Source organism: Nocardia abscessus (genome assembly GCF_015477775.1).
Classification (GTDB): Bacteria; Actinomycetota; Actinomycetes; order Mycobacteriales; family Mycobacteriaceae; genus Nocardia; species Nocardia abscessus_A.
In genome coordinates, this window is the sequence record NZ_JADLQO010000005.1 from 17,628 (window position 1) to 38,754 (window position 21,127).

Below are 21,127 nucleotides of genomic sequence, written 5' to 3' on the forward strand. Positions count from 1 at the left end.
GTTTTTTGAAGGAAGGTTTTCGGTTCATGCGTATCGTGTCGTTCGGTTTCCAGACCTGGGGTCGTAAGACTCTGCAAGCCCTGATCGACTCCGAACACGAGGTGGTGCTCGCGGTCACGCATCCGGCGAGCGAACAGTCCTACAAAGCGATCTTCTCGGATTCGGTCGAGGAACTGGCGCGCGAACACGGGATTCCGGTGCACCTCACCGAACGGGCGGACGCGGAGACCATCGATCTCGTCAAGCGGGTCGAACCGGATGTCATCGTGGTGAACAGCTGGTACACCTGGATGCCCGCGGAGCTGTACAACCTGCCGCCGCACGGCACCCTGAACCTGCACGATTCGCTGCTGCCGAAGTTCACCGGGTTCTCGCCGGTGCTGTGGGCACTGATCAGCGGCGCCTCCGAAACGGGCCTGACCGTGCACCGCATGGACGAGGGTCTGGATACCGGCGACATCCTTGTGCAGCGCTCGATTCCCATCGGCCCCACCGATACCGGCACCGAACTGGTGATGCGCGGGATGGAGCTGATTCCCGGCGCGCTCGGCGAGGCGCTGGCCGCGCTGGATTCCGGTACCGCGGTGTGGCGACCGCAGAACAAGGCCGAGCGCACCTACTTCCACAAGCGTTCCGAGCGCGACAGCCGGATCGACTGGACCTGGCAGGCGGAGGACCTGGAGCGTTTCGTGCGCGCGCTGTCCGCGCCGTACCCGCGCGCGTTCACCCACTACCGCGGCGAGCGCATCGAGGTACTGGCCGCGCGGGTCTCCGAAGCGCGCTACGGCGGCACGCCCGGCCGCGTCATCGTGCAGGAGGGCGGCGGCGCGGTGGTGACGGGAGCCGCCGCCCACCGCGGCGGCAACCACGCGTTGGTGATCACCCGGGTGCGCACCGCGTCGGGCGTCGAACACGACGGAACCGAATTCTTCGCGCGCGGCGGTTATCTCACCGATCAGTGACCTGATCGCCAGACCACCGCCCGTCCGGCATGTCCGGACATCGGGCCCGACAGACGATTCGAAGGACGGACATGGCAGACGACATTCTCGAGCGCCGCAAGCAGTTACTACAGAGACGTTTGCGTGAGCAGGGCGTGCAGGCATCGCCGCAGGAGCAGGCCGCACCGGCCCGGCGCGGCGGCGAGCCGAGCGCCTTGTCGGCGGCGCAGCAGCGGATGTGGTTCGTCCAGCGGCTCGATCCCAGCGACACCACATTGAATGTCTGCGTGGCCTACCGGCTGGACGGACTCGCAGATCCGGAACGGTTGCAGGCCGCGTTCGCGACCGTCGTCGCCAGGCACGAGGTGCTGCGCACCACCTACCACGTCGGCGACGACGGTGAGCCGTACCAGGTCTCCCGGGACGATGCCGTACTCACCTGGCAGCGGCACGATCTCAGCGACCTGCCCGACAGCGTGCTGCAGCGGCGGGTCGAGGTCCTGGCGCGGCGTGAATTCGCCCGCCCGTTCGACCTGACCACCGATCTGCCGTTGCGGCCGACGCTGATCCGGGTCGGCGCGGAGTCCTACGTGCTCGTCCTCGTGGTCCACCACATCGGCTGGGACGACGACTCGTGGCCGGTGTTCTTCACCGAACTGAACGCGGCCTACCGTGGCGAGGGTGACCTGCCCGAGGTCAGGGCGCAGTACGTCGACGTCGAGGTGCTCGGGCGATCCGAGGGCGACGAGAGCGCCGGCCTGGATTTCTGGCGCGACGCGCTGACCCCCCTGCCGGAACGGCTGGAACTGCCGAGCCGCCGGGCGGGCGGGGCGGGATCCAAGAACGCCGAACGCGTGGTTCGCGAGCTGCCGCGGGAGCTGATGGAGCTGGTGGCGTCGACCGGGCGGGCGCGGTCGGCGACCCCGTACATGGTGCTGCTCGCGGGTTTCCAAGCGCTGGTGCATCGCTACACCGCGGCAACGGACTTCCTGGTCTCCATGCCGGTGACCAACCGTCGCGACGCCAGGGCGGAGGCGTTGATCGGATACTTCGGCAACACGCTGCTGATCCGCGCGACGCCGCGGGGTGCGGAAACCTTCGCGGCGCTGCTGGATCGGACGAAGGAGACCGTGGTCGGCGCCTTCACCCACCAGGACGTCGGCGTCGATCGCGTGATCCAGGCGGTCGGCCCGGAGCGGGTGGCGGGCAGCGACGCCATGGCGCAACTGGTCCAGCTCAGCTTCAGTGTGCGCGGCGCGGCCAACGGATTCGACCTGCCCGGAATCGAAGCGAGCGAACTTGCCCTCGGCAGCGTCGTCGCGCAGGAGCCGCTCGGCCTGATGGTCGTCCAGGACGGCGCGGGTGCCCGCGTCGAGGCAACTTATCTGGTCGATGAACTGGAACGATCGCTGGTCGTCCAGTTGCTCGACCACTACGTGCAACTGCTCGACAGCGCACTGCGCGATCCGGCGCGACTGATCCGCGATCTCGACCTGCTGGGCGCTACCGAACGGCGGAATCTGCTCGCGATCTCGCACGGCACACTCGTCGACGAGCAGCCGACCACCATGATCGCCATGTTCGAGCGGCAGGTGGGCGCGACGCCGGAGCGCATCGCGATGGTCTCCGACGAGGTCGAACTGACCTACCGCGCACTGAACGAACGCGCGAACCGGCTGGGGCACTGGCTGATCGCGCAGGGCGTCGGCCCCGAAGACCTGGTCGCGTTGCGGATGGCCACCTCGGTCGAATTCGTGGTCGCGATCCTGGCCGTGCAGAAGGCGGGCGCGGCGTACCTGCCCATCGACCCCGCCTACCCGGCCGAGCGAACCGAATATCTGCTCGACGACGCCCGTCCCGTGCTGACGCTGGACACGGGGACGGTGGCCGCGGCCGAACAGGACGCCGCGGCGCTGCCGGACCGCGACCCGGTGGACGCCGACCGCACGACGCCGCTGCACCCGTCGAATACCGCCTACGTCATCTACACATCCGGCTCCACCGGCAAGCCGAAAGGCGTTCCGGTGCCGCACGACGCGATCGCCGAGCATCTGTCGGGCTTCAACGCGGAATGGGATCTCACCCCGCAGGACCGGGTGCTGCAATCGACCTCGGTGAGTTTCGACGCATCGCTGCTCGACATCTTCGTCACGCTGACCGCCGGCGCGCGCGTGGTGATTCCGAAGCCGAACGCCTACCGCGACATCCCCTACGTCGCGGATCTGGTCACTCGCCACGGCGTCACGGTGCTGCACATGGTGCCGTCCATGCTCGCCACCTTCCTGGTGCTGCCCGAGGTGAACGACTGGCGCACACTGCGGCGCGTTCCGGTCGGCGGCGAGGCGCTGCCCGGCGAGGTGGCCGACCGGTTCGCCGCCCAGTTCGACGCCGACCTGCGCAACCACTACGGCCCCACCGAGGCGGTGGTGTGTTCGGCGCACATGGAGGTCGAAGGCCCGCAGGGCAACGGCATCGTGCCGATCGGACTGCCGAACCGCAATGTGTACCTCTACCTGCTCGACGACGCCATGCAGCTGGTGCCTTCCGGGGTCGTCGGCGAGATCTACCTCGGCGGACGCCAGCTGGCCCGCGGCTATCTGCACCGGCCCGGCCTGACCGCGGAACGTTTCGTCGCCGATCCCTTCCTGGCGGGCGGGCGGCTCTACCGCACCGGCGACCTGGCTCGTCGCAACGCCGCGGGGGAGATCGAATTCATCGGCCGCGCCGACGAACAGGTCAAGGTGCGCGGACACCGGATCGAACTCGGTGAGGTCGAGGCCACCGTCACCGACCACCCGTCGGTCGCGCACTGTGTCGTGATCGTCGCGGAGCACGAGATGCTCGGCCCGGTCCTGGCCGCCTACGTCGTGCCCGCTCCGGGCGCCGAGGTGGACCTCGACAAGGTCCGCGCGCACGTCGCGGTGACGCTGCCGGAATACATGGTTCCCTCGGCGTTCGCGGTCATCGACGAGGTTCCGCTCACCGCGCACGGCAAGCTGGACAGGCGAGCGCTGCCCGCGCCCGCCTTCGCCGAAACCCGCGCGTACCGGGAGCCGCGGACGCCTACCGAGGCCCGCATCGCCGGACTGTTCGCCACGCTGTTCACCCGCGAGCAGGTCGGCGCCGACGATTCGTTCTTCGAACTCGGCGGCCATTCGCTGCTCGCGGCGCGGCTGATCACCATGATCCGGGCCGAGTTCGGCATCGAGATCGATATGCGCGTCCCGTTCGACAAGCCGACCGTCACCGCGCTGGCCGCCCATCTGGTCACCGCCTTCCGCGACGAGTTCGACATCGACCTCGACGAGATCGATGCTTTCGACGAGGACGAGGCCACCGAGCCCGCGCCGATCGTCGAAGCACGCGTGGTGAAGCCCGAATTGGTGCGCAGGGAACGTCCGGAACGAATCCCGCTGTCCTACTCGCAGCGGGTCTATTGGCTCCAGCGCAGGCTGGAGGGCGCGATCGACGGCGAGAACGTCAGCTACCCGGTCCGTTTCGACGGTCCGCTCGACGTGGCTGCGCTGCGCGCCGCCATCGATGACGTGGTAGCCCGGCACGAATCGTTGCGGACCACCTTCCCCGAATACGAAGGGACGCCGTATCAGCTGGTGGCGCCCCCAGCCCCGGTGCCGGTGCCGCTGGTCGACATCGGCGAGGCCGACGATGTCGACGCCCGGCTCCAGGAAGAGCTGGCCGCGGACTGGGATTACGTCTTCGATCTGGCTGCCGAACCGATGGTGCGGTTGCGGGTGCTGCGACTCGATGCGCGGACGCACGTGCTGTCCATCCTGATGCACCACATCATCGCCGACATGCGGTCGTGCCAGATCTTCCTGGACGACTTGACCGTCGCCTATCGCGCCCGCTCGAACGGGGCCGCCCCGGGCTGGGCCGAGTTGCCCATCCAGTTCGCCGATTTCGCGATCTGGCAGCGGGAGATCTTCGATCGCGGCGCCAACCGCGAGGTCAGTGCCTACGGACAGGCGCAGCTGGACTACTGGCGCAAGACGCTCGACGGCCTGCCCGACGAGATCGCCGTCGCCCACGATCACCCGCGTCCGCCCGTCCTCGGCCGCAACGGCCTCAGCGCGGCCCGCGTGCTCCCCGCGGCGACTTGGAACGCGCTGCGCGCAAGGGCCGACGAGGTCGGCGCGACCGAATTCATGCTCTGCCAGGCGGTCAGCGCCGCGGTCGTCAACATTCTCGGCGGCGGTGAGGACGTGGCGATCGGCGCCGCGGTGGCCAACCGGATCGGTCGGACGACCGACGAACTCGTCGGCCTGTTCGCGAACGTGGTGGTGATGCGCCACAACGTGGCGGGCGATCCGACCCCGCGCACCATGCTCGAGCGCGTGCGCAACGCGGCGCTGGACGCGATCAGTCACCAGGGCGTGCCTTTCGAACGTCTGGTGGAGACGCTGAATCCGGCCCGCTCGCTGTCGCGCAATCCGTTGTTCCAGGTGATGATGCACTTCCGGCACCGCCCCGTGCCCGTGCCGTTCACCGCAGACGGGTCGACCGTGCTCACCGGTATCGCCGGGTACTACGACGTCTCGTTCATGGACTTCCACCTCGACTATTCGGTGGAGACCAACGGTGACCTCGTCGCGCGCGTGGTGGTCAATCCGGACCTGTACCTCGCGGAGACCGGAGAGATCTTCGCCGATGTGCTGGTGGGGGTGTTGCGGGCCTTCGCCGAACAGCCCGACCTGGCCTTCACCGAGATCGACGTCCTGCCGGAGGGCTGGGACACCAGCCGCTCGGTGGTCCGGCACGCCGCGCCCGCCGCGCTCGAATCCGGCTATGTCGCACCGCAGACCGAGACCGAGCGCACGCTGGCGGCGATCCTGGAGGAACTGCTCGACATCACCGAGGTCGGCCGCGAGGACGGGTTCTTCGGCCTCGGAGGTGACAGCGTCATCGCGATCAAATGGGCGGCGCGGGCCGCGGAGGCCGGTCTGCCGCTGAGCCCGCAGATGATCTTCGAGCACTTCACGATCGCGGAATTGGCCGCGGCGGTGGACGAGGCCATCGCGAATCCGCCCGCGGTATCGCCCGACGACGCCGGGGACGAACAAGAGCACGCCCCGATGTCGGCCTCCGGGCTCGACGCGGACACGCTGGCCGCTCTCCAGAGTTCGTGGGCGGCGCAACGCTGATCGCGCTGTCGCGGCACGGATCTCGTCCGCCCTCGCTCACACGATTCGCCGTGTGGGCGGGGGCGGTCGGGTCTGCGGGACATGCGCTCGGGACACATTAGGTTAGCCAAACCACATCTCTATATCTCGGCGGCGGCGTGGGTTACCATCACTCTGAGTTAGGCAAGCCTTGCCTTTTTGGCGGGGTGAAGGCCGTATCGACGACAGCGACGACGTGCTGGCGCCATCCACGGGTGCCGCCGGCGAATTCGTGGCGTCGGCGATACGCCGCTCGGAACGCCGGGATCACCGGGTGTCGACGACGCGGCGCAGGCAGCGAGGCAGGAGAACGGGTATGAGTCAGGCCATTGCGGAGATCGAGGATGTGCTGGCGCTCAGCCCATTGCAGGAGGGGCTGTTCTCGCTGGCCCAGCTCAGCGGTGCCGGGCAGGATGTGTACACGATCCCGTTCGTCGTCGACATCGAAGGACCGCTGGACGCCGCACTGCTGCGCCGTTGCCTCGAGACGCTGCTGCGCCGCCACCCGAATCTGCGTGCGGTGTTCTGGGATCGCGACGTGCCCAAGCCGGTTCAGATCGTGCCGCGCCGGATCGAACTGCCGTGGATCGAACGCGCAGCGCGGGTGGAGGAACTGGACGACGTCGAAGCCGAGGAGCTGGCACGCCCGTTCGACCTCGGCAAGGGACCGTCGCTGCGCGCCACGCTGGTGACACTGCCGCCGGGCGAGGACGGCGCCGCGCGGTGGCGGTTGATCATGACGATCCACCACATCCTGCTGGACGGTTGGTCGCTCGGGCTGCTGTTCGGTGAGCTGCGGGCACTGTATCTGGCCGGGGGCTCGGCCGATGCGCTTCCTCGGGTGCGGCCTTACCGCGACTACATCGGCTGGCTCGGCGCCAAGGACATGTCGGCGGCACAGCGTTGGTGGGGCGAGCAATTGGCCGGTCTCAGCGGACCCCTGATGATCGCCGACGGCGGAACCAGCATGGGACTCGCCCGGGGGGTGACCTCCGCGACGGCCGAGGTCACCCGCTTCATCCTGTCCGCGGACGACACCACGCGGCTGCGCGGCTGGGCGCGGCAGCACGGACTGACGCTGAACTCCGTCGTGCAGTTCGCCTGGACGATCCTGCTGTCGCGGCTGACCGATCGCGCCGACGTCGTCTACGGCACCATCGTCACGGGCCGTCCGGAGCAGATATCCGGCGTGGAACGCATGATCGGCCTGTTCCTGAACACCATCCCGGTGGTGTTCCGCACGGATCCGGCGGCGCCGGTCGCGTCCGAATGCGCGCGCCTGCAGCGCGAATCGGCCGCCATGCGCGACGTCGGATATCTGAGTCTGTCGTCGGTGCAGCGCGCGGCCGGATACAGCTCGCTGTTCGACACCATGTTCGTCTTCCAGAACGCCCCCATGGACGACGCGGTCGGCGCGAATACCGTCGGCGATGTCACTTTCCGGCCGATGATGGCCAAGAATCTGACGCACTACCCGCTCACCGCGGTCTCGCACGTGCACGGTGACGAACTGGCCGTCGTCGTCGAGGCCGTGCGGGAATCGGTGCCGTATCTGCCGGACGACATCGGCGCGGCCATGCTGGCCGTCCTGCGGCGTCTGCCGGACTCGGCGGATCTGCGCACCGATGATCTCGACGTGCTGCCGGATGCGGCGCGCGCGGAGGCACGCCTGTTCGAGACCACGCCCGAAGTACCCGGACGCGAGGGTGGGGTGACGGTCTTCGAGCTGTTCGAGCGTCAGGTGAGCGCCACTCCCGACGCGGTCGCCCTCACCACGGACGCATCCGCTCTGACCTACCGGGAGTTGTCCGAACGTGCGAAGGGACTGGCCGGTGAGCTGCTCGCGCGCGGTGTCGGGCCGGAAGACGTCGTCGCCGTTCAGCTGCCGCGTGGCGAGCGCGCGATCATCGCTGTGCTCGCCACGCTCGCGGCAGGCGCCGCCTATGTGCCCGTCGACGTCGCACTGCCCGCGGCCCGGATCGAATCCATTCTCCGGCAGGCCGGTCCGAAGCTGGTACTCGTCTCCGCCGGTCACGGCGCCGATCTCGACCCGGCGATCGTGCTCGACCTCGACGAGTTCGACATCGTCGGACGCGCCACCGCCGAATTGCCCCCGGTCGCGCGGAATCCGTCCGGCAGCGCCTACGTCATCTTCACCTCCGGTTCGACCGGCGAACCCAAGGGTGTGGTCAATTCCCATGCGGCCCTGGCCGCGTATTTCGCCGACCACCGGGAGCGGGTGTACCGGCCCGCGGTGGAAAGGCTGGGGCGGCCGCTGCGGATCGCGCACGCCTGGTCGCTGAGCTTCGATGCCTCGTGGCAGCCGATGGTCGGATTGCTCGACGGTCACCGCATCCACCTGTTCGACGAGGCGGCCATGCGCGACGCGCAGCGCCTCGTGGACGGCATGCGGCGGCACGGGATCGACATGATCGATACCACCCCGTCGATGTTCCGGCAGCTGGTGGCCGCCGGACTGCTCGACCGGCCGCCCGCCGTGCTCGCCCTCGGCGGTGAGGCCATCGACACACAGCTGTGGGATCGCCTGCGCGGCCTGCCCGACGTCGCGGTGCACAACTGCTACGGCCCGACCGAGACGACCGTCGAAGCGGTGGTCGCCGATGTCACCGCACCCGCGGCCACGGGTCTCGATGTGCCGACGATCGGCAGGCCGACCGCGGGAACAACCGCCTACGTACTGGACTCCAGGCTCCGCCCGGTGCCGGTCGGCGTGATCGGTGAGCTGTATCTCGCCGGTCCGCAGCTGGCGCGCGGCTATGTCGGACGTCCGGCCGGTACGGCAGGTCGTTTCGTCGCCGACCCCTTCGCCGAGGGAAGGCGGATGTACCGCACCGGCGATCTGGTGCGCCGACTGCCCGGTGGCAACCTCGGTTACCTGGGGCGTGCCGACGATCAGGTGAAGATCCGCGGGTACCGCATCGAGATCGGCGAGGTCGAAACGGCCTTGCGAACCCTGCCGGGAATCGCCGCCGCCGCCGCGACCGTGGTGCGCCGGGGGGATGCGGTGACCCTGGTGGGATTCGTCGTGTGCGCACCCGGCCGCGCCGCCGATCCGGTCGCCCTGCGGTCGGCGCTGGCCGATCGCCTGCCCGCGTACATGATTCCCGCGCGGCTGGTGGTGCTGCCGCGGCTCCCGGTGAACGCCAACGGCAAACTCGACGTGCGCGAACTCGCCGTGCTCGCCGAGCGATCGCTCACCGGGGAGGGCGTCTCGGGCTCCGCCGAGCCGGATACGGAGACCGAACGGGCTCTCACCGCGGTGCTCACCGAGGTATTCGACGGCCGCACCCCCGGGGTGACGGACGACTTCTTCGCGCTCGGCATGGACAGCATCGTCGCGATCTCGCTGGTGAACAAGGCTCGCAGGCACCGCATCGCGATCGACGTGCGCATGGTGCTGGCGGCGCCGACGATTCGTGATCTCGCCGCCGCGATCGACAGCCGGGCGGGCGAGGTGTCCTCGCGTGTGCCGAGCGGAGACGACTACGGCCCGGTGCTGCCGCTGCCCATCGTTTCGTGGATGCACCGCCAGCCCCGGTACCGGCGCCTGGCCCAGCATGTGCTGGTCGCGCTGCCCGAGGGCATCACCGGGGCGGACCTCGAAGCGGTGTTGCAGGCGGTGCTGGACGGGCACGACACGCTGCGCTCCCGCTTGGACGAGACGCAGGACGGCCCGCGCCTCGTCACCCGCGAACCCGGATGCGTGTCCGCCTCGGACGTGCTCGCGAGTCGGGCATTCGACGGTCCAGCGGATTCTTTCGGCGAGCTGCTGGCCTCGGCCAGCCGCCTCGCGATCGACGAGCTCGACCCGGTGGCCGGAGATATGGTGCGCGCGGTGTGGTTCCGCGGTGCTCCCGGTGGCGACAGCCTTTTCCTCGCCGTTCACCACCTCGCGGTGGACGTGGTGTCCTGGGGAATCCTGCTGGCCGACATGGCAGCGGCGTGGGATCAGGTCGTGTCCGGCGCGGTGCCGAAGGCGATCGCCGAACCCACCTCCTACCGGCGCTGGTGTCAGCTGATGTGGGAGCGGGCCGCGCAGCCCGATGTGCTCGCCCAGCGCGACTACTGGGTCGAGCAGGTGAGCGGCCCGGATCCCGCTGTGGGGAAGCGCAAACCGCTCCCTGGCGATACGTGGTCATCGCTGCGGCTCACCTCGGCGACCGTCCCCGCGTCGACCACCGCGCAGATTCTCGCCGCGCTGACCAGGGCCGACGGTGTCCGGGAATTCCTGCTGTCGGCCTTGACGATGACGCTGGTGTCCTGGCGGCGCGAGCGCGGCCAGGATTGGGACGCCGGAGCGCTCATCGGGCTGGAGAGCCACGGCCGGGCCGACACGGTCGTGGGGGCCGACACCTCCGGCACCGTCGGCTGGTTCTCGGCCACCTACCCGGTTCGGCTCGGCGCTGGCGTGAACGCCATCGACGTGGACCGGGCGCAGGCGGAACCGGCATCGGCCCGCGCACTGCTGGAATCCGTTGCCGCGCACATCGCGTCGGTGCCGGAACAAGGGCTCGATTTCGGGCTGCTGCAATCGGTGCTCGCGGTTCCGGAGTTGTCCGGCACCCCCGAACCTCAGGTGGAGTTCAACTATCTGGGCCGGGTGGATCTCGGCGGCCGGGCCGACCGAACGTGGTCGATGATCACCGATCCGGCGCTGACCGCAGCCGTGCCGATCGCGCCGGAACCCGACCTGCCGCTGCGCTATTGCCTCGGTCTGATCGCCGCGGTCCACACCACCGAGAGCGGACCGCAGCTGATGATCACGTGGCGCTGGAGTGCGGCGTTGTTCACGCAGTCCGAGATCGACCGCCTGGCTGCGCTGTGGGATCGCAGCGTCGCGGTTCTGGTGGCGGCGCTCGGCCGGTGCGATACATAAAGTTATGGTAGCCTTACCTAAGATATGCCGATAACTGCTGCGTTGCACCATGTATCGAACGGTTCGCGGGTTTGCTTCCGCTGTGGTTGTCGGCGGGAGTTTCGAAAGTGGGTAGCACTATGCAGCACAAACCGGGATGGATCAGAAAGTTTCACAAGCCGGATTCGCCCGAGCGGCTGCCGCTGTTGATCTTTCCGCACGCCGGTGCGGGAGCGTCCGCGTATCGCACACTCTCCAAAGCGTTCAGTGCGCATTACGACGTCATCATCTTCCAGTATCCCGGACGTCAGGACCGTGCCGGCGAACCGGCATTGACCTCGCTCCAAGAAATTGCGGCGGGCGCTTTCGCCGAATTCCGGATGTCGAACTACAACCGCGATGTGCCGATCGTCGCATTCGGGCACAGTATGGGCGCGCTCGTTTCCTTCGAATTCGTCAGGCTCGCCCTCGCCGCGGGTGTCGAGGTACGGCAGCTCACCATCTCGGCGGCGGTTGCCCCGTCGCGGGCCGAATATCGCAAGCCCACACCGGAAGACGACGACGAGCTGCTCGACCACCTCATCATGCTGGAGGGCATCAACTCCGACGTGCTCGCCAGCCGGGAGATCATGCGGCTGTCGCTGCCCGCCATCAAGGCCGATCACAAGGCCTCCGAGGCTTACCGGTGCCCGGAGACGGTCCGCGTCGCCACCAGGATCCACGCGATCGGCGGTGATCGCGACCCGATCGTCTCGATGGCTGACCTGCACGGCTGGCACCGCCACGGTGACGACGTCGAGGTCACGATGTTCGAGGGCGGGCATTTCTATCTGCACAACCACGTCGATGCCATCGCGGAATTGCTCGCCGAACAGGCGCATCCCGCACCGGCGGTATGAAATACGAGGATCAGCGGTGACATCAGCAACGGCGCAGGACGTCGATCACATCGTCATTTCCGGGATGGCCGTCGAGGCGCCGGGGGGAATCGACAGTCCCGGATCGTTCTGGTCCGCGCTCGAGGCATCGAGGGAGTTGGTCGGGCCTTTTCCGCGCGACCGCGGCTGGCCGGTCGAGGATTTGCTGTCGGTATCGGAACTCGACGGATGGAGCAACGTCTGCGACGCGGGCGGATTCCTGGACGGGGCAGCCGAATTCGACCCGGCCTTCTTCGGAATCGGTAAGCGCGAGGCCCTTGCTACGGATCCGCAGCAGCGCGTTGCGCTGCGCGTCGCGTGGCGGGCGCTCGAGAACGTGGGAATGAATCCGGGTTCGCTCGCGGGCGAGGACGCCGGATGTTTCATCGGTTGCTCGCCGATGGAATACGGACCGGTGGCGGCGGAAGTCAACGAGTACACCGGGGTTCGGACGATCGGCTACGGATTGCTGAGCGCCGCGGGACGAGTGTCGCACTGCCTCGGGTTGATCGGCCCGTCGATGGTCGTCGACGCCGCCTGCGCCTCCTCCCTGACCGCGGTTCATCTCGCCGCTGCCGCCGTGCGCGACGGGGATTGCGAATGGGCGCTGGCCGGTGCGGTCTGCGTCATGGGGGGTCCCGGGGTCTTCTACGAATTCTCCAAGCTCAACGCGCTGTCGACCGACGGTCACTGCCGCGCGTACTCCGACGACGCCACCGGCACGCTGTGGGGGGAAGGTGCGGGCATCGTCGTCGTCGAACGCGAATCGCGCGCACTGCGACTCGGGCACCGCGTCTACGGCCGCCTGCTGGCCTCCAACCACAATCACAACGGCAAGGGCAAACCGATCCTCGTGCCGCGCACCGATGCTCAGGAACGGCTGATCCGCAAGACCATCGCGCAATCGGGTATCGATCCGGCCGACATCGGCATGATCGAAGGACACGGCACCGCCACCCGCGCGGGCGATCCGGTCGAACTGATCGCGTTGCAGAACACCTACGGCGCCGCCGGTACCCGACCCCTGCTCGGTTCGGTGAAGTCCAACGCCGGCCACGCGCAGGCGGCCGCGGGCATGCTGGGTCTGATCAAGCTGCTGCTCGCGGGCAGGCACGGACAGATCCCGCCGACCTTGTTCTCCGACAAGCCCACTACCCGCGTGGACTGGGACCGGTCGAGTCTGCGGCTGGCCACGCAACTCCAGTCATGGGAACCGAAGAACGGCGTCCGCTACGGCGCGGTGTCCTCGTTCGGCGCGAGTGGATCCAACGCGCACGCGATCATCGCGATGCCCGTTCGTGAGGAGAACGACGATTTCTAGCTATCGACTGCCCGACGGATCGATTCCGGTTCTCCTGTCGGCGGATACCCCCGGTACGCTGCGTGAAGAGGCAGCGTCCATCCTCTCCTACGTCTCGGATCGCCCCGCCGTCACCGCCGATCGCGTGGCTGACATGCTGTTGCGCACCCGGGTCGCGCGGCGTCACCGCGCCTTGCTGATGGTGACCGGCCGCGACGATCTCGACGCGGCCCTGACGGCGGTACGCGACGGTTCCGACCACCCGGCGGTGGTCGGAACCACCGAACCAGCCGCCGCGCGCCGGCTCGCGTACGTGCTGCCCGGCCAGGGCAGCCAGCGCCCCGGCATGGGCAGACTCTTCTACGACCGGGTGGAGGCGTTCCGCGCCGAGGTCGATCGCTGTGACGCGGTCTTCGGTGACCTGTTCGGCGAATCCCCGCTGCCGTACCTGCTCGACGCCGAGACCGAGGCCGACGACAACGCCACGATCGTCCAGCCCGCCCTGTTCATGCAGATGGTGGGTCTCGGCGCGATGTGGCGGTCGGTCGGCATCGAGGCCGCCGCCACGATCGGGCACAGCCAGGGGGAGATCGCCGCCGCCTACCTGTCGGGGGCGATGACCCTCGCCGACGCGATCGTCGTCGTCGGTACCAGGGCCCGCGCGGTCGACAAGATCGCCTCCGACCGCTATGCCATGGCGGTCGTCGCCGCCGACCGGGACGAGTGCGAGGGCGTGCTGGCGCGTCAGTCCGGGTGGGCGCAGGTGTCGGTGGTGAACTCGCCCCGCATGGTGGGGATTTCCGGCGATCGCGACACCGTGCGGGCCGTCGTGGATGTGCTCGCCGAACGCGGCCGGTTCGCCCGCGTGATCCGGGTCCGCTACCCGGCGCATACCGGTCTGCTCAACGAGTTCCGTGACGTGATCCGCGACGCCGTGCACAGCAGGCTGGACAACGCCCGCTTCCTCGACTCCGAGATCGCCTGCCTCGGTGCGACGCTCGGCGATGCGATCACTCCCGATCTCCCCGTCGACGAGTACTGGTTCTGGAACCTGCGCAACCCGGTCCGATTCGACCGCGCCGTCGCGGCGGCGATCGCGCGGGAGGTCGACACCTTCGTCGAACTCGCCGAGCATCCGACCTTGCAGCTGGCCGTCGAGGAGAGTCTCGCCGAATTCGCGGCCGATCGCGCCGCCACGGTGAGCGGCACCTCGAGCCGCACGGCGACCGATCTGACCGAATTCACCAGGAACCTGGCGGTTCTCGCGGTCAACGACCTGAATTACCGCTGGGAGAGCCTGCGCGTCGACCCCGACGCGCCCGCTCGGCTGCCGCTGCCGGACTTCCCGAATGTGCGGATGAACGAGGTGACATTGTGGCTTCCCCACGATGTCACCCTCGGGGGCGCCAGATCGTCCGCCCGCACCGCGTCGCGTGCGCAGGCCGCCCCGGCACAGCCGGAATCGGCCACGGTGGCCCAAGCCGCCCCGAAACCGCAACTGCTCGTGGAAGAGTGGGTCCGGCTGGTGCGGCGGTCGATGACCGCGCCACGCGCGCTGGGCATCGTCGATCACACCGGTCAGTGCGCCGAACTCGCCGCTGCCCTGGTCGCATACGCGACGAATCAGGGGCTGGGCGGACGACTGCTCGATATCGGAGCGGGCAGCGGTGACGGCGATATCGATACCGTCGTGGTGTTGCTGCCCAGCCTTCCCGAGCTGGACGGTTCCGCCGCGGTCGCGCAGGTCGCCGAGTTCTTCGGCGCGCGGCGCTGGTGGTCGAAGCCCGATGCGGGGGTGACCGAGTACTGGCTGCTCACCGTCGGCGGTGAAGCGGCGGTGCCGGGTGACGCGCCACCGCATCCGGTACACGCCGCCGCGAGCGCCGGCTTCCGTTCGGCGAGCACGGAATATCCCGGTATCGCGTTCCGTCATCTGGATCTCGCTCCGGACCAGGCGAACGCGCAGGCGGTACCGTCGATAGTCACCGCGCTGCACACGGCCGAGGAGCCCGAGCTCGCGCTGCGTGACGGCAATCTGTACGCCAAGCGGCTCGTCGAAGCGGATCACTCCGCGCTGCTGCGCGGACCGTCGAACCCGGCGAATGTCGTCATCACCGGTGGCACCGGCAGTCTCGGGCTCGAGTTCTGCGAGCACGTGGTGCGCAACGGGGCCCGGCGGGTGACGCTGCTGAGCCGGTCGGGGGAGACCGAGGCGGTCACGCGGCGACTGCGCGATATCCGTGCGCTGGGGTCGGCCGAGGTCACGGTCGTGCCGTGCGATATCGGTGACCGGGCGTCCGTCGCGCGGCTGGCCGACCGGCTCCGGGACGCCCCGGCGCACCTGGTGATCCACGCGGCGGCGGACAATTCGGTGATCGGCGAACTCGAACTCACCGAGATCACCCACGGTCAGGTCGAGCAAGCCCTGTCCGGGAAGGTCGTCGGCATCGGGCATGTGCTCGATGCGCTGACCAGAGCCGACGATTGCGAGATCGTCCTGTGCTCCTCTCTCGCCGCCACACTCGGCGGACGCGGCACGGTCGTCTACGCGGCGGCGAACCGGATGGTCGACGCGATCGCGCAGCGCCTGGACGCCGACGGTCTGCGGTGCGTGTCGGTGCAGTGGGGGCAGTGGGACGTCTTCGAGGGCAAGGGCAATGCCGACCTCGCGAAACTGGCCGAGGTCGGGTATCTGCCGATGGCTTCGCCGGATGCCGTCGCCCTCGGCCTCGGCGGGCTGCGTGGCAACGCGATCGTCGCCGCCTTCGACTGGGATCGCGGGCGCACCGTGCTCGGCGCCTTCGGTTACGGGCCCGTCTTGTCGGGGCTGGAGACACCGATCGCCGTGTCCGCCCCGGTGGCCGATTCCGGCCGCGAGGTCAGCGGCGCGCAGGTGACCGGTGACGTGCCCGCCAGCATGGTGCGGTTGCTCGCCGAGATCATCGGCGCCGACGATGCCGACACGATCGACAGCACCAGGCCGCTGGTCGCGATCGGCCTGGACTCCCTCCAGGCGCTGGAGCTGCGCAGGCGTGTCAAGAGCGAATTCCGCGCCGACGTGCCGGTGGGCGACCTCATCGGCGGCGCCTCGCTCGACGACGTGGTCAGGATCATCGGGGCCGAATCGGGTGGCGCCGGGCCGCAGGCGGTCGTCGCCGAGGTGGCGCCACCGACGCGGTCGGCGCCGATGGTGCGGAGTCTGCCTTCGGGTGCGACGGCGAGTGCCGCCGATCGTGTCGCCAGGGCGAAAGAGGCTGCCCAGCAGGCCGTTCCGAGCGATTTCGACGCCGACCGCTTCCGTTCCGCGCGGCACGATATGGATTTGTTCGGACTGCGCGCCATGCTGGCCGCGCTGCGACCGTATCTGTCCGACAACGAGGTTCGCGCCGTGGACGATGTCGCGACGCGCATGCGATTCGCCCCGCGGCACCGGTGGTTGCTGCGGCAATGGTTGCAGGCGCTGGCCGCGAACGGCTCCATCGAGGGCGACGTGGATCGCGGCTACCGGTACGTGCGGCCGGTGCAGGCGCCGACCAGGCCGAGCCTGGTCGAAGTCTGCGCGGACCTGGGATATCCGCGTCCGCTGGCGACCTTCCTGCAAGCCTCCGACGACCACCTGACCGAACTCGCTCAGGACAGCATGCGTGTCCAGGAATTGCTGTTCCCCAACGGGGACATGGCTACGGCCGAGGCCGCCTACCGGGACAACCTCAGCAGCCGCTATCTGAACCTGGCGGCGGGCAGGGCGGTCGCCGATCTGGTCGACGGCCTGCGCGGCGACCGGTCGCCGGTGCGTGTGCTGGAACTGGGCGCGGGTATCGGCGGCACCACCGACGACGTCACGGCCGCGCTGTCCGGACTGCCGGTCGAGTACCACTTCACCGACGTGTCCAGCTTCTTCCTCGAGGCCGCGAAGCGGCGGTTCGCCGACTATCCGTGGATGCGCTACGGGATCGTCGACATGAACGCGAACCTGGGAGATCAGCCGCGCCACGACATCGTGATCGCGGCGAATGTGCTGCACAACGCCTACGACATCGGGGTGACCCTCCGGCAACTGCACGATCTGCTCCGACCCGGTGGCGCGGTGGTGATCATCGAGACCTGCCACGCGCACTGCGAGCAGCTGACCTCCGTGCACTTCCTGATGTCGCCGCGGGAGGATCAGCCGCACGCCGGCCTGACCGACGTGCGGGCGGGCACCGACCGGATCTTCCTGACCGAGCGCGAATGGCGGGATCAACTGGTCGCGGCAGGCCTCACGCCCGAGCTGGTCCTGCCCGCGGGCGACCATCCGGTCGCCCTGCTCGACCAGCGAGTTTTCATCGCCGTGCGCGGCCGGGGGTAGTGGAGGCGATCATGTCGGATCAGGCAAGGAGTGACAGCGGAATGGAGTCGGCACAGCAGCCGGGCCACGGCGGAGTCGGCATCACCAAGGAGGAGATCAGGGCCGCGGTGGCCGGTCAGCTCGGTATCGCCGCAGGCGAGGTCGCCGATCACGACGATCTGATCCAGCTGGGTCTCGACTCGATCCGCACGATGAAGCTGGCCGGTGGCTGGCGCAAACGGGGCGTCGACATCAACTTCGCTCAGCTCGCGGCCAGCCCCACGGTGGACGCGTGGCACGGTCTGCTGGGGGCGGAGGAGTTCGGCGCGCAGGTCGAGCAGACTCCCGAACCGGTTTCCGCCGGAGCGCAGGCCGACGAGGACCCCTTCCCGCTGGCCACCATGCAGCACGCCTACTGGATCGGCCGTTCCGACGAGCAGGAACTCGGCGGCGTCGCGGCCCATCTGTACGTCGAATTCGATGGCGGCCGGATCGATCCCGCGCGACTCGAGCGCGCGGTGGCCGATCTGGTCGCGGCCCACCCGATGTTGCGCACCCGATTCCTGCCCGACGGCACGCAGCAGACCATGCCCGAACCGGGCAGGCCGGTCTTCGCGGTGGTCGACCTGCGGTCGCACGGGCCGGAAGCGGCCGACGCGGCGCTGGCCGAATTACGCGACCGGAAAACCCATCAGCGCTTGGCCATCGAGGACGGTCAGGTCATCGACATCACGCTCACCCTGCGCGACGAGAACAGCACCCGCCTGCATCTCGACGTCGACATGCTGGCCGGTGACGCGATGAGCTACCGGGTGCTGATCTCCGACCTCGCCGAGCTCTACCACGGCGCGACCGTGCCCGCCCCCGGTTACACCTATCGCCGCTACCGCACCGAACGTCAGCAGGACACTGCCGCCCGCGAGCGCGACCGGCAGTGGTGGCAGCAGCGGTTGCCGGAACTGCCCGGTGCGCCGGAGCTTCCGACCGTGCCCGTCGGCGAGCGCGGCGCACCGCACCGCACGGTGCGCTATGACCACTGGCTGGCGCCGCAGGCCAAGCAGCGTCTGCTCGCCGCGGCCCATCAGCGCGGCATCACCCCGGCCATGGCGCTGGCGGCGGTCTTCGCCGAAACCATCGGAGGCTGGTCGGCGCAGAGCCGGTTCCTGCTGAACGTCCCGCTGTTCCATCGTGAACCGGTCCATCCCGAAATCGACCGGGTGATCGGCGATTTCACCTCGTCGATCATGCTGGAGGTGGATGTCACCGAGAACATGTCGGTGGCCGACCGGGCACGTGCCCTGCAGCGCAGCATGCACGACAGCGGTGCGCACACGGCCTATTCCGGACTCGAGGTACTGCGCGACCTGGGCAGGCACCGCGGTGAGCCGGTGCTGGCCCCCGTGGTCTACACCAGCGCGCTGAATCTGGGCGAACTGTTCGCCGACCGGGTGACCGAAACCTTCGGCGATCCGGTGTGGATCATCTCCCAAGGCCCGCAGGTGCTGCTGGACGCCCAGGTCACCGAGGTGCGCGGCGGGCTGCTGCTCAACTGGGACGTCCGCGAATCGGCGTTCCCCGCCGGGATGATCGACGCCATGTTCGCCCGCTACGCGCAGGCCATCGGCCGCCTCGGCGAAGGCGACGCAGGCTGGAATGCCGAGGCCGCGGTGCGCCTGCCGGTCGCCCAGGCCGAGGTGCGCGCGGCGGTCAACGCCACCGACGGGCCGGTCAGCGGTCGCTGCCTGCACCAGGGGTTCTTCGACTACGCCGCCACGAATCCCGCCGCGCCCGCGGTGGTGTGGGGTCTCGGCGCGGAGGCGGGGGAGTGGAGCTACGGCGAACTCGCGGCTCGCGCGCTCGCCGTCGCCGGCGCGCTGCACCGTGAGGGGGTGCGGCCCGGCGACGCCGTGGCGGTCCAGCTTCCGAAGGGGCCGGATCAGATCCTCGCGGTACTCGGTGTACTCGCCGCGGGCGCGACGTACGTGCCCATCGGATTCGATCAGCCGGTCGGCAGGCGTGCCGAGATCCTGCGAACCGGAGCCATCGTCGCGGCGGTGACCCTTTCCGGCGTCGATATGGGTGTGCCGATCCCGTGCGTCTGCATCGATGCGGCGCGCGAGCACCCGAACCCGCTGGCAGCGCCGGTTCTCCCGGATACCGAAGCGATCGCCTACGTGATCTTCACCTCCGGTTCCACTGGTGTGCCCAAAGGCGTGGACGTGCCGCACCGTGGCGCGATGAACACCATCGACGCGGTGAACGAGTGGTTCGAGGTCGGCAGCGCCGACCGCGTACTGGCGTTGTCGGCCCTGGAGTTCGACGCGTCGGTCTACGACATCTTCGGCATGTTCTCGGTCGGCGGCTCGGTGGTCGCGGTCGATCCCGGGCAGCGCGCGGAAGCGACGACCTGGGTGGAACTGCTTCGCCACCATCGAGTTTCGATCCTCAACTGTGTGCCGAGCATGCTCGACATGATTCTGGAGATCGGCGGCGATCAGCTGGGAGATTCGTTGCGTGCGGTCACCCTCGGCGGCGACTGGGTCGGCGCGGATCTGGCGCGCAGGCTGGCGGTCCAGGTACCGGGCTGCCGCTTCTCCGGGCTGGGCGGGGCCACCGAGACCTCGATCCACAACACCATCTGCGAGGTGGTGGGGGAGCCGCCCGCGGAGTGGGTGACGGTGCCGTTCGGCGTTCCGCTGCGCAATGTCCGTTGCCGAGTGGTCTCACCGGCCGGCCGCGACTGTCCGGACTGGGTGCCCGGTGAATTCTGGGTCGGCGGTGCGAATGTCGCGGCGGGCTACCGAAACGACCCGGAACGCACCGCCGAGCGATTCGTGGAATTCGAGGGCATCCGGTGGTACAAGACCGGCGACATGGCTCGATACCGGCCCGACGGCACCATCGAATTCCTCGGTCGCGCCGACCACCAGGTGCAGATCCGGGGCTACCGGGTCGAACTCGGCGAGGTGGAGAGCGCGTTGCGCACGGTGCCCGGCGTGCGCCATGCCGTCGCGGCGGTGGTCGGCGCGGGCGCGCCGAAACTGGTCGCGGCCGTCGCGGGTGAGCGGGACGACATCGGCGACATCACCGCCGCCGTCGCGGATCTGCTGCCCGCCTACATGATTCCGACCAGAGTGGAATTCCTCGACCAGATGCCGCTGACCGACAACGGCAAACTCGACCGGCGCGCGGTGATCGCGCTGCTCGAACCCGGCGCGGGAGCTGCCGAGAACAGCGCGCCGCGCGACGAGGTCGAGGCCGCGCTCGCCGATATCGTGGCCGGGGTCCTCGGCGTGGACGCCGTCGGTGTGCACGACGATTTCTTCGGCCTCGGCGGCGATTCGGTGCTGGCCACCACGGTCATCGCGCGGGTGCGGGAATGGCTGGAGGTCGACCACGCGCTGGTCGCGGACGTCTTCGCGACGCGAACCGTGGCGGGCTTGGCCGAGCGGCTCACCCGACGGGAAGCCGATCGCGGCGTCCCGGAGCGGCTGTCCGCGGTCGCGCGACTCTATCTCGAGGTCGCGTCGATGAGCGACGAGGAGATCCTGGCACAGGCGTGAGAGCGGGGCCGCCGGTATCCACG

7 protein-coding genes are annotated in these 21,127 nt (G+C 69.0%); all 7 read left to right on the forward strand.

Annotated features, from left to right (window positions below; genetic code table 11):
- Window positions 1–26: 26 nt before the first annotated feature.
- The 7 genes from IU450_RS15350 (at window position 27) to IU450_RS15380 (ending at window position 21,104) form a co-directional block, all read left to right on the forward strand.
- Entirely contained in the window at window positions 27–962 is a 936-nt protein-coding gene (locus tag IU450_RS15350; RefSeq protein WP_195150488.1) for a methionyl-tRNA formyltransferase, read from the forward strand.
- A gap of 71 nt (window positions 963–1,033) precedes the next feature.
- Window positions 1,034–6,103: a non-ribosomal peptide synthetase gene (locus tag IU450_RS15355; protein WP_195150489.1), complete on the forward strand. Its 5,070-nt coding sequence runs from the start codon at window positions 1,034–1,036 to the stop codon at window positions 6,101–6,103.
- A gap of 334 nt (window positions 6,104–6,437) precedes the next feature.
- On the forward strand, window positions 6,438–11,018 hold the full coding sequence (locus tag IU450_RS15360; protein ID WP_195150490.1) for a non-ribosomal peptide synthetase: 4,581 nt from the start codon (window positions 6,438–6,440) through the stop codon (window positions 11,016–11,018).
- 119 nt (window positions 11,019–11,137) lie between these two features.
- Window positions 11,138–11,896, forward strand: a complete 759-nt coding sequence (locus IU450_RS15365) for a thioesterase II family protein (protein WP_195150491.1) — start codon at window positions 11,138–11,140, stop codon at window positions 11,894–11,896.
- A 16-nt stretch (window positions 11,897–11,912) separates the two neighbouring features.
- A complete protein-coding gene (locus IU450_RS15370; RefSeq protein WP_324197686.1) occupies window positions 11,913–13,235 on the forward strand; it encodes a polyketide synthase in 1,323 nt (440 codons plus the stop codon).
- A 34-nt stretch (window positions 13,236–13,269) separates the two neighbouring features.
- Window positions 13,270–17,562: a nocobactin polyketide synthase NbtC gene (nbtC, locus tag IU450_RS15375; protein WP_416382876.1), complete on the forward strand. Its 4,293-nt coding sequence runs from the start codon at window positions 13,270–13,272 to the stop codon at window positions 17,560–17,562.
- Between the two features lie 41 nt (window positions 17,563–17,603).
- On the forward strand, window positions 17,604–21,104 hold the full coding sequence (locus tag IU450_RS15380) for a non-ribosomal peptide synthetase (protein WP_195150494.1): 3,501 nt from the start codon (window positions 17,604–17,606) through the stop codon (window positions 21,102–21,104).
- Window positions 21,105–21,127: the final 23 nt, after the last annotated feature.